18 protein-coding genes are annotated in these 13,924 nt (G+C 64.3%); 14 read left to right on the forward strand and 4 right to left on the reverse strand.

The features are described 5' to 3' along the window. Window positions 1-145: 145 nt before the first annotated feature. The 5 genes from SVA_RS19705 (at window position 146) to SVA_RS04305 (ending at window position 5,297) form a co-directional block, all read left to right on the forward strand. Window positions 146-517, forward strand: coding sequence for a hypothetical protein (locus SVA_RS19705; protein ID WP_169923966.1), 372 nt, complete (start codon window positions 146-148; stop codon window positions 515-517). A 752-nt stretch (window positions 518-1,269) separates the two neighbouring features. After that, window positions 1,270-2,355 (forward strand): MopE-related protein, encoded by a 1,086-nt coding sequence (locus tag SVA_RS19980; RefSeq protein ID WP_096459288.1) that lies wholly within the window; start codon window positions 1,270-1,272, stop codon window positions 2,353-2,355. A 32-nt stretch (window positions 2,356-2,387) separates the two neighbouring features. Beyond that, complete coding sequence (locus tag SVA_RS04295; RefSeq protein WP_096459291.1) at window positions 2,388-3,092, forward strand: DsbA family protein; 705 nt, start codon at window positions 2,388-2,390, stop codon at window positions 3,090-3,092. A gap of 356 nt (window positions 3,093-3,448) precedes the next feature. Then, entirely contained in the window at window positions 3,449-4,780 is a 1,332-nt protein-coding gene (locus SVA_RS04300) for a peptidoglycan DD-metalloendopeptidase family protein (protein ID WP_096459294.1), read from the forward strand. Window positions 4,781-4,988: 208 nt separating this feature from the next. Then, window positions 4,989-5,297, forward strand: coding sequence for a BON domain-containing protein (locus SVA_RS04305; protein WP_096459296.1), 309 nt, complete (start codon window positions 4,989-4,991; stop codon window positions 5,295-5,297). A 130-nt stretch (window positions 5,298-5,427) separates the two neighbouring features. On the opposite strand, the gene SVA_RS04310 is transcribed toward SVA_RS04305, so the two are convergent. Next, window positions 5,428-5,655 carry a helix-turn-helix domain-containing protein gene (locus SVA_RS04310; RefSeq protein ID WP_096459299.1) on the reverse strand — a complete coding sequence of 76 codons (228 nt, stop codon included), beginning with the start codon at window positions 5,653-5,655 and terminating at the stop codon, window positions 5,428-5,430. Window positions 5,656-5,791: 136 nt separating this feature from the next. Between SVA_RS04310 and SVA_RS04315 the strand changes: the two genes are divergently transcribed. The 6 genes from SVA_RS04315 to SVA_RS04340 all read left to right on the forward strand — a co-directional run bounded on the left by SVA_RS04315 (window position 5,792) and on the right by SVA_RS04340 (window position 8,799). Further along, complete coding sequence (locus SVA_RS04315; protein ID WP_096459302.1) at window positions 5,792-6,031, forward strand: carbon storage regulator; 240 nt, start codon at window positions 5,792-5,794, stop codon at window positions 6,029-6,031. 331 nt (window positions 6,032-6,362) lie between these two features. Further along, a complete protein-coding gene (locus SVA_RS04320; RefSeq protein ID WP_169923967.1) occupies window positions 6,363-6,590 on the forward strand; it encodes an AbrB/MazE/SpoVT family DNA-binding domain-containing protein in 228 nt (75 codons plus the stop codon). After that, the gene (locus tag SVA_RS04325) at window positions 6,587-6,970 is read left to right on the forward strand and encodes a type II toxin-antitoxin system death-on-curing family toxin (RefSeq protein WP_096459308.1); all 384 of its coding nucleotides are present in this window, start codon (window positions 6,587-6,589) and stop codon (window positions 6,968-6,970) included. Before SVA_RS04320 ends, SVA_RS04325 begins: the two co-directional genes overlap by 4 nt. A gap of 31 nt (window positions 6,971-7,001) precedes the next feature. After that, entirely contained in the window at window positions 7,002-7,400 is a 399-nt protein-coding gene (locus SVA_RS04330) for a hypothetical protein (protein WP_096459311.1), read from the forward strand. A gap of 148 nt (window positions 7,401-7,548) precedes the next feature. Next, a complete protein-coding gene (locus SVA_RS04335; RefSeq protein WP_096459314.1) occupies window positions 7,549-7,890 on the forward strand; it encodes a zinc ribbon domain-containing protein YjdM in 342 nt (113 codons plus the stop codon). 288 nt (window positions 7,891-8,178) lie between these two features. Further along, on the forward strand, window positions 8,179-8,799 hold the full coding sequence (locus SVA_RS04340; RefSeq protein ID WP_096459317.1) for a hypothetical protein: 621 nt from the start codon (window positions 8,179-8,181) through the stop codon (window positions 8,797-8,799). A 124-nt stretch (window positions 8,800-8,923) separates the two neighbouring features. On the opposite strand, the gene SVA_RS04345 is transcribed toward SVA_RS04340, so the two are convergent. Further along, window positions 8,924-9,184: a hypothetical protein gene (locus SVA_RS04345; protein WP_096459320.1), complete on the reverse strand. Its 261-nt coding sequence runs from the start codon at window positions 9,182-9,184 to the stop codon at window positions 8,924-8,926. 177 nt (window positions 9,185-9,361) lie between these two features. On the opposite strand from SVA_RS04345, the gene SVA_RS04350 reads away from it, so the two are divergent. Further along, window positions 9,362-10,624 carry a DUF445 domain-containing protein gene (locus tag SVA_RS04350; protein WP_096459323.1) on the forward strand — a complete coding sequence of 421 codons (1,263 nt, stop codon included), beginning with the start codon at window positions 9,362-9,364 and terminating at the stop codon, window positions 10,622-10,624. Next, window positions 10,621-11,022 (forward strand): RNA-binding S4 domain-containing protein, encoded by a 402-nt coding sequence (locus SVA_RS04355; RefSeq protein ID WP_096459326.1) that lies wholly within the window; start codon window positions 10,621-10,623, stop codon window positions 11,020-11,022. Before SVA_RS04350 ends, SVA_RS04355 begins: the two co-directional genes overlap by 4 nt. Window positions 11,023-11,284: 262 nt before the next feature. Here SVA_RS04355 and SVA_RS04360 read toward each other — a convergent pair whose 3' ends face one another. Then, window positions 11,285-11,641 (reverse strand): DUF3192 domain-containing protein, encoded by a 357-nt coding sequence (locus SVA_RS04360; protein WP_169923968.1) that lies wholly within the window; start codon window positions 11,639-11,641, stop codon window positions 11,285-11,287. 417 nt (window positions 11,642-12,058) lie between these two features. Then, window positions 12,059-12,241 carry a hypothetical protein gene (locus SVA_RS19330; protein ID WP_148665376.1) on the reverse strand — a complete coding sequence of 61 codons (183 nt, stop codon included), beginning with the start codon at window positions 12,239-12,241 and terminating at the stop codon, window positions 12,059-12,061. Window positions 12,242-12,271: 30 nt separating this feature from the next. Between SVA_RS19330 and SVA_RS04365 the strand changes: the two genes are divergently transcribed. Further along, window positions 12,272-13,516 carry a hypothetical protein gene (locus tag SVA_RS04365; protein ID WP_096459332.1) on the forward strand — a complete coding sequence of 415 codons (1,245 nt, stop codon included), beginning with the start codon at window positions 12,272-12,274 and terminating at the stop codon, window positions 13,514-13,516. Window positions 13,517-13,924: the final 408 nt, after the last annotated feature.

The raw sequence follows: 13,924 nt of genomic DNA on the forward strand, positions 1-13,924 counted from the left end.
GTCTCCGATAGGCTGGTGTCGGAGCTGGGAAGCGCGTTTTTCGATCAGAAAAAGGCCTTCAGGGAGGAGCAGAACAAATTCGCGGTGAGATCCCGCAGTTTGATATAGGGGCTGCTCTGTGGTTTTTAAAAAAGACGAATAGCCAATGGCAAAGAAGAAGGCAATCATTCACCGCTACGATAATCTGCCCGATATCTTGGCGGTCGAAAAGAATGGCTGCAGCGAAGTATACAAGCGAAGTCGTGACGACGATTTCGAACTCGTCATCGTAGTGCCGACAACGAGGGCGCGTACGCAAAAAGCGGTCGTTGCTGATGCCGCAAGTCGACAGTACAGACCGCCGCGCGCTCGACCTTGGCCAGGACGGCCAGACGCATATCCGGTACGAGTTGACGTTAGGAACGTACGATACACCACTCTCAGCAAAGTTCGCGATGCTATGAAGAAAGCCGGCGAGTCCTGGGCGGCCGCTTGGGTTATCAAGAGCGTAATGTTGGAAGAAAACGACCTATTCTGAGGCGAGTGTGTCCCTGAGAAGCGAAACAAAAAATACGCTGGTATCGGGTCTCACAATACTATTTTAGTGGCCGACTCAAAACAATTAGAGGAATCAGCACCTAGCAGGACATCGGTCGAACAAAGCTTGATATCGCGCTGCCCGTCGTTTCACTGCGCTGATCTGGCCGCAGTGGTTTAGAGCAGATAACCGCCCTCTGTGCGTTCGAGTTTTCTTCGGGAGAAGAAACAAGAGCGGGCTAAACCGGGTCAGAGAGCAAAATCCGCTAATATTCGCCCGCCGCAGCCCGGACCAATAATAACTAGCGCCCGATGAACAATCGGTCGTCACAGGGAGGTAGGTTCCAATGGCCCGCAAGCCGCGCTTCATCCGGCCCCGGGTTCTTCAACACGTCATCCAGCGCGGTAACAACCGCGAGCCGTGCTTCTACGCCGAGGCTGACGCCCCGGCGATTACCTCTGGTCGAGCTTCCAACCCGGCTTCAGCGGATAGTACAAAAGTCCTCCCGGTAGTACGAAAGTCTTATTTAGTGCTTGCCGTCGCGGGTGTCTAATCATGGCGCGGGTGGAGCACGCAGCCAGGTAACGGCCCCCGTGAAGGCACCACGCTTTCCGGCCGCACATAAGAAAAAAAGTGCATGCACCGCATGAAATCCGCCTCGTTTATGGCTTTACCGTGCTTCTGAGAGCGCTGCCGAGCATCGCTTGCCGAACGACGTTCGGTGGGCCTCGACTAATGGGAGAGAAACAACAATGAGACTTCCAACGATCGCATCGACGTTCCTGGCTGCGCTGGCGCTCGCACCCGATGCTGCGCTATCGGGGGCTGCCCATCCTGCCTCGCCGCAAAAAACCGGGCAGATTGAATTGCAGGTGAATTACTGTCGAGGCAATACCGGCCTGATGGCGCACCTGCCGGGAACCAATCAACAGGTCATTCTGGGGCAGAACGGCACGGGCATTTTCTACTTCGTCGTGCCCGGAACGTACACGTTGACCATCGAGATCCCCGGTCGGCAGCCGCACACCATCCAGAACGTCGTGGTCCAGGACAATACGATCACGCAAGTCTCCGAAAGCTTCTGCGTGGACAATGACGGCGACGGCTACTCCGAACTGGAAGACTGCAACGACAACAACGTCACGATCAATCCGGCAGCCGCTGAAACCTGCGACGGCGTCGACAACAACTGCAATGCTCAAACGGACGAGGGATGTCAGTTCTGCACGGATGCAGACAACGACGGTTTCTATGCGCAGGCGGGATGCGGGAGCGCGGTCGACTGCGATGACCACAACGCCACCACGTCGCCTGGCGCCCTGGAGCACAGCTGTGACGGCAAGGATAATGACTGCGATGGCAGAATCGACGAGACCTTCGACAAGGAGTCGGACCCGAACCATTGCGGGGCGTGTTTCAACGTCTGCTCGTTTCCCAATGCCGCTGCCGTCTGCTCGAATGGCACATGCGGGCTCGCTTCGTGCATGCCGGGATTTTCCGATTGCGACGGCAACCCGCAAAACGGCTGTGAAGCCGGCGTGTCGAATGACCCGGGTAACTGCGGGGCGTGCGGCAACGTTTGCCCCTCCGGGTGGTCCTGCAACGCCGGCCAATGCACCGCGCAGTGCACCGGGGACGTCAACTGTCCCTATCAGGATTTCTGCGATACGACCCTCACCTGTCAGCGCGACCTTCTGGACGGCGGCGCCTGCAACCGCAATTCGCAGTGTGTGAGCGCCAACTGCGAGTTCGGAACCTGCCAGGCCGCATGCCCGACGGGCACGCACCGCTGTGAGTCGGGCGGGACGTGCATTCCGGATGCTATTCCGTGTCTCTAGGCGCGCGGTCGATCGGTGCTCTGGCGGCGGCGATGTTGCTCGCTGCCGGTGGGGTGGCGGCCGAGGGAATCACCGAGCAGCAGGCGGACGACATCCTGAACGAGCTGCGGGCGATCCGCCGGGTGCTCGAGCGCCAGCAGGAGCCCGAGCAACCCCAGGCGCGCCCGCCGGCAGACCAGAAGGTGAGCATCGAGTTTGCGCCGGGCGGCTATTCACTCGGGCGCGCGGATGCGCCGGTGGTCATGGTCGAATACGCAGATTACCAGTGCCCGTTCTGTCGTCAGTACCACCAGACCACCTTCGAGCAGATCAAGAGGAACTACGTGGACACCGGGCGGGTGCGCTACGTGAGCCGCGATTTTCCGCTCGCCTTCCATGAACACGCGCGCGGCGCCGCCCTGGCCGCGCGCTGTGCCGGAGAGCAGGGCCGGTTCTGGGAGCTTCGCCATGCCATGATCGCGAACGCGAACCAGGTAAAAGCCGAAAACATTTTCGCGTACGCCGGCGATCTCGGTCTGGACATGGACCGATTTCGCGGCTGCCTGGAATCCGGGCGCTACGGCGAGAAGGTGGAGCGCGATGTGGCCGAAGGCAGAGCGGCGGGCGTATCCGGAACGCCCTCGTTCGTGCTTGGCCGGCTCAATGGCGACCGGCTCGAGGGTATCCGGATAGTCGGCGCAATGCCGTATCAAGCCTTTGCATCCAGGCTTGAAGAGGCGATCGAGCAGAGTCGGTGACGTTAAACCGGACGTTTGTTCGGCCCTGAACAGCGGGGTCGGATCTCAGAAATTGAGGAAGGCGTTTTCGAGTCGGCTAAGCGTGGTCCGGCCTGTCCGCGCTTTTTCGCGAGCTGCTCCTGCGTCATATCCCGCGTCTGGCTTTCAAGTTCTGAGCCAGTCGCTCCTGTTCCGGTGCCTCCCAGCGTACTGCCTGGAAAGGGAGCAACCGGGGGCTGACTCTGGCTACATTCGTAGCCGAAACAAAAACAGGCAGTCGACGGCGTGTAGCTCCGGGCCGAGGACCTGCGGGCCGGGTAGCGCGCCGTTTACTTATGATGGGCTGCCCATAGCCCATTCCCGAGCCGGTCGCCGCGATGATACGGAAGCGAAACAACCTCTCCTTCAACCACGAGCTCACGTTCGGAACCCGACGCAGGAGGATCAGGGCGCCCTGGGTGCTCTCGGGGTTGGTGGTGGCCGGCGGCCTGGCTTACGCCGTTTCGCGGGAGATGCCGCCGGCCGCACCGGAACCGATGCCGTTTCCGACAGCCGCGGAACTCGCCGTGGCTCCGGCGCCGGCGCCCGAGCCTCCGCCGGTAAGAAAGGTCGATATCGATTATGTCGTGAAGCCCAAGGACTCGCTGGGCTCGATCTTCACGGCGCTGCAGATCGACGTCGCCGAGCTTCGCGCGATGTTAAGCGACCCGGCCGTGCAGGAGCGGTTCAAGGTGCTCAAGCCCGGCGACCGGCTCACCATCACCCTCAAGAACGGCGTGCTGGATGGGCTTCAGCGTCGGATCAGCGAGACGGAGGTGCTGACCGTGACGCGCGCGGAGAGCGGCTTCACCGCGAAGGTCGTCGAGACGCCGATCGAGACCCAGACGGCCCAGGTGCGCGGGACGATCAACGCCTCCCTCTTCGTCGCCGGCCGCGCGGTCGGTCTGTCGCCGGAGATGCTTCAGCAACTCGCGACCGACATCTTCGGGTGGCAGGTCGACTTCGCCCGCGACATCCGCCCGGGCGATCGCTTCAACGTCGTGTTCGAGCAGAAGTACCGCAACGGCGAGTATCTCGGCGACGGGCGCATCGTGGCCGCCGAGCTCACGAGCAACGGCGAGACCCATCGGGCGGTTCGCTACACCTCGAGCGACGGCAAGATCGACGACTACTTCACGCCGGAGGGCCAGAGCGTGCGCCGCCAGTTCCTGCGCACGCCGATCGACTTCACGCGCGTGAGCCCGAGCTCCCACGACGAGCGTCAGCCGGTCATCACGACGCTGCGCGAGAACCAGGGGATCGACTATCCCGCGGCCATCGGCACGGCGGTCATGGCGGCCGCCGACGGCCGGGTCAAGGTCCTGGGCGAACGCGGCGAGTACGGCAACACCGTGATCGTCGTCCACGGCGGCGGCCGTTCCACGCTTTACGCACACCTCTCGGGCTTCGCCCGCGGCCTGGCGCCCGAGCAGCTAGTGAAGCAGGGCGAGATCATCGGCTACGTGGGCAACACCGGCGCCGCGACCGCCCCGCATCTGCACTACGAGTATCGCGTCAACGGGGCTCACGCGGCGCCCGGCACGGGCGAGCCGGAGGCAGCCTCGATTCCTCCGGAGTATCTCGCCGACTTCCAGGCGAAATCAGAGGCCCTGCTCGCGAGCCTCGAGCAGCCGGGCGAAGCGGTCGTGACCGCGTTGCTATCCGACTGAGCCGCCTGGTCCGAAGGTCGCCGTGGCGTTGCCTGAAGTCCGGGCTGCGGCCATGGCGCCTCTGTATGAGGCGAGACCTGAACGTCCGGCTCCAATCCATGCCCCCAGGCAATAGGGCGGGGCGATGCCGATCTCAAAAGCGCCTTTGCCAAGGGCCGGGCGGGCGGCAAAATAGGCCGGTTCAACAACAACAGACGGAGCTTCAAAAATGAAACCTGCGTCCACCGTCATCCGCCAACTGTTCGTGGCCGTGCTCGTAGCCGGCCTGCTGGGCTGTGCCGGCGCCGGCCAGACGACCGGCGAGTTTGTCGACGACTCGAGCATCACCACCAAGGTGAAGACCAAGCTGTTCAACGACCCGGCCACGAGCGGGTGGCAAATCTCGGTCCGGACCGATGGGGGCGTGGTTTATCTGACCGGCGTTGTCGCCTCGGCGACGGAAAAAGCCCGTGCCGGCGAGCTCGCGCGCAGTGTGGCCGGCGTGAAGTCTGTGCGAAACGAACTGACCGTGAAGTAGCGCGGAAGGATGTAAGCCGGGCTGATCCGGGCCGGACCCGCGGAACCGGACAATCAGGGACAATTTTCGAACCCTGGCTACTGCTTATCCCGAACTTCTTCGCAACCTGGTCGCCTTGCGGGTCTAACCGCTACACGTTCTTTAGTAGGTTGCCTGGCGGAATACCTAGCGCTTTTGCCAGGCGCACGATATTGAGCACGGATATATTCCGCTCACCCCGCTCGACTCCCCCCACGTAGGTTCGGTCCAGGTCAGCAAGTTCGGCCAAGGCTTCTTGGGAAAGTTCGGCCTTGAGGCGTTCGGCTCTCAAGGTCGCGCCGAATTGCTTGAGGATCTTGGTTTCGGACGGTGTGCTCATCGCCACGGGCTCGAATCGGCGAGTAGCTAACCGGACCGATGACTATGGTTCCACGGACTATAAGTACCATTCCGTTGCCGGGTAAATCCGGGCAAGCTATGATGACTATAGGTATCAATGCGGAAGGGGAGGGAGGATGCTGGTGTTGAGTCGGAGACCCGGGGAAGGGCTCCAGATCGAACTGGGGGACAGCGCGGCGCCAACGACCACCATAGGCGAGCTGTTCAGGGACGGGCCGATCAGAATTACCGTCACACAGGTCGACCGCAATCGGGTCAAGCTCGGTATCCAAGCCGACCCGCGCCTGCTCGTGCTGCGTTCGGAGCTGCACGACAGACCAAAGGCCGCCAAGCGCGTGGTTGGCAGATCAAAATAGCGAACAACCTGGGGCAGAGCGTCGGCAAAGGCGTCGCCCATGCCGGACCTGCCGCAAGCGCGTAAAACTTTCCCCGCTGCGCCGAATAGCGGGACGTGTAAGCGACGCGGTCGGCGGGCACGCCGCGCACTGTAGGCCTGAACTGGGCCAAGAAGGGGTCATTGCGCCCGCCGCTCTGCGGCGGCTTCGGCTGCCCCTGGCTTGGCGGGCACGTTGAGCCTATGGGCGGGGTGTCTTATCGGGTTACCGCTTAGCCGCAGTTCCGTCTTTTTGACAGACGCCCACGTGGCGCACTATGCTTGAGATATATACGTGTATATACAGGTGCCGGATGGGCAAGATAGCGCTGCGTAAGGTCGGTTCGAGCTACGTCACGACGATACCCTCCGAGCTCGTTCAGGAGCTTCATCTCAAGGAAGGGCAGAAGTTCGAAGTGACGAAGGAGAACGGCCGGCTCGTGCTGACCCCGATCACGCCCGAGAGCGAAGCGGTGATGAAGGCGCACGAAAAGGTGCTGCAGAAATACCGTGCGGCATTCCAGAAGCTCGCCGACGCGTGAGCCGGCCGAAGTTTATCGGTATCGAGGCGGTCCTCGCAATTCATTACGATCAGGTCAATACGTTCGGCGGAGCGCACGGGTTGCGCGATCAAGGCCTGCTCGAGTCGGCCTTTGGCCAGGCACAGCAGACGTTCGCCGACACGAACGATATCCACGAAGCGGCGGCTCAGTACGCCGTATCGCTCGCCAGGAATCACCCCTTCGTCGACGGTAACAAGCGCACGGCCGCCGACTGCATGCTGACGTTCCTTGTGCTCAACGGGTTCGAGCCGACCATGACCAATGAGCAACTCTTCGAGTGGACCTTGAAAGTCGCGATCGAGAAGCTGACTCGCACCGAGCTGGCGAGATCGCTGCGCGGGCATTCGCGGCGCCGTTGAGGCGCCGGGCGCCATTCAGACGGGAGGGCCGATGAAGACAATGATCACGCTGCACGGCAAGCCGGTACAGGTCGAGCTGAGCGACGCCGCGGAAAGGGAGTTGAAGAAACGGACCGCGCCGCTTTACGCGGAGGTGCAGTTGATCTTCGGCTGTATGATCGCCAAGCGCGTGTGGTTTAGCGATGAGGCCGTCGAACATGCGGTCGTTGTAACACCCAACTTTCTGGTCTGGTTCCGTCCCGTGCGTTATGCGAAATCGTGCAGCTTCGACGACATCGACAATGGCGCCGAGGCCTCCGACTACCCGATGGTCGCGGACCGAACACGATTCGTTCCCGACGCGCTGACGATTCATTATCGTGCGGGAAAGTGGATCGGCGATTTCACGTTTTCGCTGGATTTGGCGCGCGCACGGCATTCGCACCCGTAGATCCTTCCAAAGCGACGAAGGGGCGAAGCGATGCGGAAGTCGATTGTGGCGCTTCAACCCGGCCGGCCAGTAAAGAAACCGCTCGATCCCCGCACGCCTCTCACCGCTCGGCGTTCCCCCAAGCATCGATAAGGCTCAGGATATACGGATGAGTAACTTACCCAAGTGCCCGAAGTGCGGTTCCCAATACACATACGAAGACCGCGATATGTTCGTCTGCCCGGAATGCGCGCACGAATGGTCGAAGGAGGCGGCAATCGATGCCGCAGACGAGACGCTCGTTGTCAAGGATGCTCACGGTAACGTTCTGCAGGACGGCGACAGCGTGACCGTCATCAAGGACCTCAAGGTCAAAGGGTCGTCGTCGGTGGTCAAGGTCGGCACCAAGGTCAAGAACATCCGGCTGGTCGAGGGCGACCACAATATCGATTGCCGGATCGACGGCATCGGCCCGATGAAGCTCAAGTCCGAGTTCGTGAAGAAGGTGTAGTGGCGCCAGACGACTGCGGGCAGCGCCGGTCCGTTTTGCCAGACGGCTGCGCCTTTGGGCATGCGTTTGTCAGCGGCACCCGCCTGATCGGCGGCGATCTCGTTGCTGCGCCTGAAAGTCGTTAAGTAAGCTGCGTACTCTCACTCACGCAGGCGAGCAAAAGGGAGCAGGATGAACGACAGATCCATTTCATGTCCGAAGTGCGGCCAGAAGGCCCAAGACAACTTCTGCAGCCACTGCGGTGCGCCGCTCGGAGCGGGAGCCGGCACAGGGATCGGACGATGGGGCATGCGAACCGTCGCGCCCTGGCTGGTCGCCGGCGTCGCCCTGGTGGCGGTGGTCGTGATGCTGGCCAAGACGGCCGATCGCGACGAGGTCGTTCCGATACCGATGTCGTCGCTGCCAGGTCCCGGGCCCACGGGCACGCCGCCGGCGGGCGGGCCGGTCGATCTGTCGTCCATGACGCCCCGGGAGGCGGCGGATCGGCTGTTCAACCGCATTATGACGGCGAGCGAGCGCGGCGACCGCGAGGAAGCGCTGCGGTTCGTGCCGATGGCGCTCATGGCCTATGACGAGCTCGGGACGCTGGACAACGACGCGCACTATCACGTGGCGCTGATTCAGCTCGTTGCGGGCGATACGGCGAAGGTCCGGGCGCATATCGAGAGCCTTCGCCAAGCCGTGCCGGGCCATCTGCTCGCCAGCATGCTGGAGCACCGGATCGCCGAACGGGAGGGAAAACCCGACGGCATGGCGCGCGCGTACCGGGCGTTCCTCGCGGCCTACGATGCCGAGATCGCGGCGGGAAGAACCGAGTACCAGGACCACCGGGGATTGATCGATCGCTTCCGCGACGCCGCGGCGCAGGCAGCGGCGCGGCCGGCAGCCGCTCGCGCGCCGGGCAAGTAGTGGACCGCAGGGCAGGAGGGCGAATTTTTTCGATCCGAGCTTTACGCCTTCAAAGGGCGCGACACCGGCTTGACCAAAGCCCTGCGCGAAGGGCGAGCACGTGAACTCGGACTCCCGCCGACCGCTAGCGCTCGTCCCGGCGTCCGCTTTCCAGCTCGCGTTTGATCGCGGCCAGCTCCTGCTGCGCATCCGCAAACTCGCCGTAGGAATGGCCCGTACGAGCATACCAATAGCGGCTGTTGCCCGCGTCGCCCTCGATCTTGTGCAGCACGGCGTGGAGCCAGCAGGCGAAGGGGTCGTCTTCATCCCGCTGCACGATCGCGTGCGCGCGGTCCCACTTCCCGGCCAGGGCGGCGTTAACAGCGTCCAGCAGGTCGGCGCTCATTGGCGAATAGTGAACAAGCAATGGTCTGTCGTTCAATGGGGAGCGGGGCGGGGCCGGCAGTGCGAACTCTGGCGGCTTCGGCTCTCACCCTCCCTGACCCTCCCCCATCGAGGGGAGGGGAAGTACTTTTGAGAGCTGTTCTGGGGATAATGCCTTACCTGACCCCGGTTCGTGTCCATGGCCTCTGTCCCTTTCAGTGTCGACGACCCCGAGAAGCAGGCGCGGCTGAATAGTATGAAGCGGCGGGCCACGGGCCTGCTGCTGCTCGCGGTCGCCGTCTTCCTCGGCGCCGTGGCGTACGAGGGCGCGTATCCCGGTCTCGGCTACGTGCGGGCGGCGGCGGAGGCGGCGGTGGTCGGCGGGCTCGCGCACTGGTTCGCGGTCACGGCGCTGTTTCGCCATCCGCTCGGCATACCGATCCCGCACACGGCGATCGTCCCCCGGCGCAAGGACCGCATCGGCGGAGCGCTCGGGAACTTCGTGCAGCGCAATTTCCTCTCGCCGGAGCTCATCCGCGCGCGGCTGGGCGAACTGCGTCTCGCCGAGCGGGTGCTGCGCTGGGTGGCGGAGCCCGAGCACGCCCAACGCGTGGCGCAGAGCGTCGCGCGCGGGCTCGCCGGCGGCGCGCGCGTGCTGAAGGACGAGGACGTGCAGGCGCTGATCGACCGCGCCGTCGCGGCGCGGGTGCGGCGGACGCCGCTCGCGCCCCTCGTCGGCAACCTGCTCGCGCACCTCACGGCCGACAACCGGCACGAGCAGCTCCTCGACGAGGCGCTCCGGATCCTCGGGCGCACGGTCGAGGAGCACGAGGCGGTGATCCGGGAGCGGGTGCGGGCCGAGAGTCCGTGGTGGATCCCCGAGGGCATCGACGACCGCATCCACGACAAGATCGTGACCGGGATCGAGCGCACGCTCGAGCAGGTCGGCCAGGACCGCGAGCACCCGCTCCGTCTGCGCTTCGACGCGGCGCTCGCGCGCTTCATCGAGCGGCTGCGCACCGACCCGGAGCTCGCCGGCCGCGCCGAGGCGATCAAGGAGGAGATGCTGGCGCACCCGGCCGTGCGGCAGTTCTCGGCCGCCCTGTGGGACGACGTGAAGCAGTCGCTCATCCGCTACGGCGAGCAGCACGAGGCGGGCGCGGGCGCGGGCCCGATCGAGCAGGGGCTGCGCTCGCTCGCCGACGCGGTGCTGGCGGACCCCGAGCTGATCGCCAAGCTCGACCGCTGGCTGATCGAGGCGATCGCGGGCCTCGTCGAGCAGTACCGCACCGATGTGGGCAAGTTCATCTCGGACACGGTCGCCGCCTGGGACCCCGAGGCGACGTCGCGCAAGATCGAGCTGCAGATCGGCCGGGACCTGCAGTTCGTGCGGATCAACGGCACCGTGGTAGGCGCGCTGGTCGGGCTCGCACTCTACACGCTGAGCCGGTTCCTGGCATGACGACCGACGCGAACCGCGCCGAGGCGCGCGTCGACAAGTGGCTCTGGACGGCGCGGTTCTTCAAGACGCGCTCGCTCGCGGCCGAGGCGGTGGCGGGCGGCAAAGTCAGGGTGAACGGCGAGCGGGCGAAGCCGGCCAGGACCGTGCGGCCCGGGGACGAGCTGCGGATCCACTTCGGTCCTTACGAGCACGTCATCCGGGTGCGGGGCGTCGCCGCCCGGCGCGGGCCCGCGACGGAAGCGGCGCTGCTCTACGAGGAGAGCGACGAGAGCAGGGCGGCGCGCAAGGAGCTGGCCGCCCGGCTCGCCGCGGAGCGCGTCTACTCGCGCGCCGCGAAAGGCCGCCCGAGCAAGAAGGAACGCCGCGAGCTCATCCGGCTGAAGCAGGGGGACTCGTAAAAACCCGTCGAGAGAAACCGGGCGGGCGCCGCACAGTCCTTGAGGCGTGAGGTAGCGCGTGGGGAGCACACGCGCGATTGCGTGCGCAGCGCCGGCGCAAACCCAATTCGACTATTGGCGTTCGGGCATCGATGCGAGCCGAATTTCTTGCGCCGAGCCGGGATTGTGGCTCCCGACGTTCTCCTGCTCGGGTTCCCTGAGCACGACGGCGATGACGGCTGGGGGCCAGGGGATGTGGGGGAAGCGTGAAGAGATCGGCCGGCTAGCTGCCGAGCCGCTGGAGCGCGTCCTTGCCCCACCCGACCAGCCTGCCGTCCTGAAATATCAGCGGCGTCAGCTCGTCGTCCGTGATCTTGTCGTCGCGCTGTTTCATATCCGTGTAGTAATAAAGCACTTCGTAGGGTTTGCCGTCGTTTCCCGTGATCCATTCGCTGCGATGCGGGTTGTCAATCCACATGAACACGCCGCGCGATGGTTCGGTACCCATCAATTCCATGGCGGTCGTCTTCGCCATTCCGACTGAGAGTTTGGCGAGATTCTGTTTGTTCGCCTCGCGAAACGGCTCCGCCGGGTCGATATAGAAGGTACCGCAGGCCGCCAGGGCGGCCGTGATCGCCACTATCCATCCGTGTCTCATTGGGACCTCGTTGTGAAATTCAGCGATTCGTCATTGTGCGGAGCGTAGCGACGAAGCAACCCCGGAGTCTTTAGCCTGGACGAAACCCCAGATTGCCTCGCTGCGCTCGCAACGACGATAAATCAGAGCCTCTTTCATGCGAAAGCGATTGGCAAGCGCGTCGTGATCCTGCGCCGGGCCGGAAATCTCCCGCGGTAGCCTGCATTCGTACGCCGCCAACACCCCTGCAATGAGTGCCGGCGTTTAAGAAGCCGCTTCTTCGGTCCTGTGGCACGATGCGCTTGCGATCGAAGGGCAGGTGGCCCACGTTCAAGGCCATCCACGAGGCGCCTCGGCATAGGTTCTGCTCTCCGCCGGCTTGCTTCTGGCCCGCTCGAGGGGGTTCGTCCGCCTCAATCGCTATGCGGAAAAGCGGGAGCCCGAGGCTATGCAGAGGGCGAAGCGCGAAGACAGGAAGTTCGAATAACGGTTGTCGCCATCCTTCATGCCGCGGTTGCGATCGATCCCATCCTGACCACTTCTCTCAGAAATACCATTCCAGGCGCGGCCGGTGGCACCAGGCTCGATCACCGGATCCAGCACGTGCCGTTTTCGGTGCTACGCTCAATAGCGATGCACTACACCGCCGATCATAGCGTCACGCCCGCCGCGGACGCGCTCGATCCCTCCCGTTTTCCGCGCACATACCGCGTCTCGACGCGCAACCGCATCCTGTTCCTTTTGCTGGGCGGAGTGGCGCTCGCGGGCGGGCTGGCGGGGATGTGGTATTTCGGGACCGGACACGAGACGAAGACGATGACGGAAGCGGTCGCGCTCGCGGCCGTTTCCTTTGGGTTCGTGCTCCTCGGCGGGGCGCTCGTCCTGTACGTGCTGACCACGAAGGTCGTGTTGCGCGCGGACGCCATCGAGCTGCACGACTTCATGCGGACGCGAACGCTGCGGCGCGACGACATCGCGGGCTGGCGAGTGCTCCAGGCACAGCACGTGTCGGTGCTGACGCTCGAGTCGAAGCGGGCGGGCGTGAAGCCGCTCAAGATCACGCAGATCCTGAAGACCGACGCGCTGCTCGACGCGTGGCTGGCGGGGCTGTCGGACCTCGACGCGCGGGAGCGGGAACGGTCCACCGCCGAAATCGCCGCGAGCCGGGATCTGGGTCGGACATCGGAGGAGCGCCTGGCGCGGCTCGCCGTCGCGCGCAAGGTCGCCAACGCGCTCACCGGCATTGCCGTCGTCGTCTCCGCGTGGGGTTTCCTCCTGCCCGAGCCGTACGAGCTCGTCATCGCGTCGCTCGCGGCGCTTCCGCTCGTCGCGGTGGCGCTCGCGGCCAGGGCGGGAAGCCTCTATCAGATCGCCGGACACAAGAACGACGCGCGGGCCAGCCTCGCGCTGGTCTTCATCGGCCCGGGCATGGTGCTGGGGCTGCGGGCGATCCTGGACATCGAGCTCCTCGAGTGGGGCCCGGCGTTGGCTGCGACCGTCGTCGCGGCTGCCGCGCTGACGCTCGTGCTTGCGGCGACCGACCGGCAGATGCGGGGGCGGCGCTGGGAGCTTCTGGCCATGCTGTTCCTCTCGCTCTTCTACGCCTACGGCGGGGTGGTGGAGGCCAATGCGCTGCTCGACCGCTCGGCCCCGCAGGTGTACGAGGCGAAGGTCGTGGACAAGCACAAGTCGAGCGGCAAGACGACGCAGTACTACCTGCGCCTCACGCCGTGGGGCCCGCGCGCGACGGAGGAAGACGTGTCGGTGACGCGCGACCTGTACGAGTCGAGCTCGGCGGGACGCACGATGTGCGTCGTGTATCGCGCGGGCGCGCTCGAGATTCCCTGGTTCACGGTTTACCCCTGCCGCGGTAGCTAGGCATAGCCGGGATCGGCGGGGGCCGGTTGGGCCCACCCGGAGTCTTGGGTAAACGCCCCCTCCCATACTAGAAAACCTGCCTGCTCCTTTGGCGGGAGCGGCGCGGGGGAGATGTCACTGCGCTTTTGCTCACCCTCTCCCCGGCCCTCCCCCATCGAGGGGGAGGAAGTGGAATGAAGGTGAGGGGGAAGAGTGATGTCGCTGTCAGGCTCTGTTCTTCACTCTCTCCCCGGCCCTCCCCCATCGAGGGGGAGGGAAGTTTCGATTCGCTTTGGTCGCTTGCGGGGTGCTCGCGCGCTGACAGTCTTCTAATAAGACACGATCCGTCGGTTTCTCGGCGGCGGCGAGCCGTTCGTCGGGCGGGGCCTCGGGGGTGAACGCGCCGGTACTTTAATCAGAGGGTGCGGG

The organism is Sulfurifustis variabilis (assembly GCF_002355415.1).
GTDB classification, from domain to species: Bacteria; Pseudomonadota; Gammaproteobacteria; order Acidiferrobacterales; family Sulfurifustaceae; genus Sulfurifustis; species Sulfurifustis variabilis.

Bases quoted from the DNA above. Each gene is read 5' to 3' on its own strand.
- SVA_RS04340 (WP_096459317.1), top strand. From the start codon at position 8,179: ATGCGAACCGTCGCGCCCTGGCTGGTCGCCGGCGTCGCCCTGGTGGCG.
- SVA_RS04300 (WP_096459294.1), top strand. From the start codon at position 3,449: ATGATACGGAAGCGAAACAACCTCTCCTTCAACCACGAGCTCACGTTC.
- SVA_RS04320 (WP_169923967.1), top strand. From the start codon at position 6,363: ATGGGCAAGATAGCGCTGCGTAAGGTCGGTTCGAGCTACGTCACGACG.
- SVA_RS19980 (WP_096459288.1), top strand. From the start codon at position 1,270: ATGAGACTTCCAACGATCGCATCGACGTTCCTGGCTGCGCTGGCGCTC.
- SVA_RS04330 (WP_096459311.1), top strand. From the start codon at position 7,002: ATGAAGACAATGATCACGCTGCACGGCAAGCCGGTACAGGTCGAGCTG.
- SVA_RS04350 (WP_096459323.1), top strand. From the start codon at position 9,362: ATGGCCTCTGTCCCTTTCAGTGTCGACGACCCCGAGAAGCAGGCGCGG.
- SVA_RS04335 (WP_096459314.1), top strand. From the start codon at position 7,549: ATGAGTAACTTACCCAAGTGCCCGAAGTGCGGTTCCCAATACACATAC.
- SVA_RS04365 (WP_096459332.1), top strand. From the start codon at position 12,272: ATGCACTACACCGCCGATCATAGCGTCACGCCCGCCGCGGACGCGCTC.
- SVA_RS04295 (WP_096459291.1), top strand. From the start codon at position 2,388: ATGTTGCTCGCTGCCGGTGGGGTGGCGGCCGAGGGAATCACCGAGCAG.
- SVA_RS04345 (WP_096459320.1), bottom strand. From the start codon at position 9,184: ATGAGCGCCGACCTGCTGGACGCTGTTAACGCCGCCCTGGCCGGGAAG.
- SVA_RS04315 (WP_096459302.1), top strand. From the start codon at position 5,792: ATGCTGGTGTTGAGTCGGAGACCCGGGGAAGGGCTCCAGATCGAACTG.
- SVA_RS04305 (WP_096459296.1), top strand. From the start codon at position 4,989: ATGAAACCTGCGTCCACCGTCATCCGCCAACTGTTCGTGGCCGTGCTC.
- SVA_RS04355 (WP_096459326.1), top strand. From the start codon at position 10,621: ATGACGACCGACGCGAACCGCGCCGAGGCGCGCGTCGACAAGTGGCTC.
- SVA_RS04310 (WP_096459299.1), bottom strand. From the start codon at position 5,655: ATGAGCACACCGTCCGAAACCAAGATCCTCAAGCAATTCGGCGCGACC.
- SVA_RS19705 (WP_169923966.1), top strand. From the start codon at position 146: ATGGCAAAGAAGAAGGCAATCATTCACCGCTACGATAATCTGCCCGAT.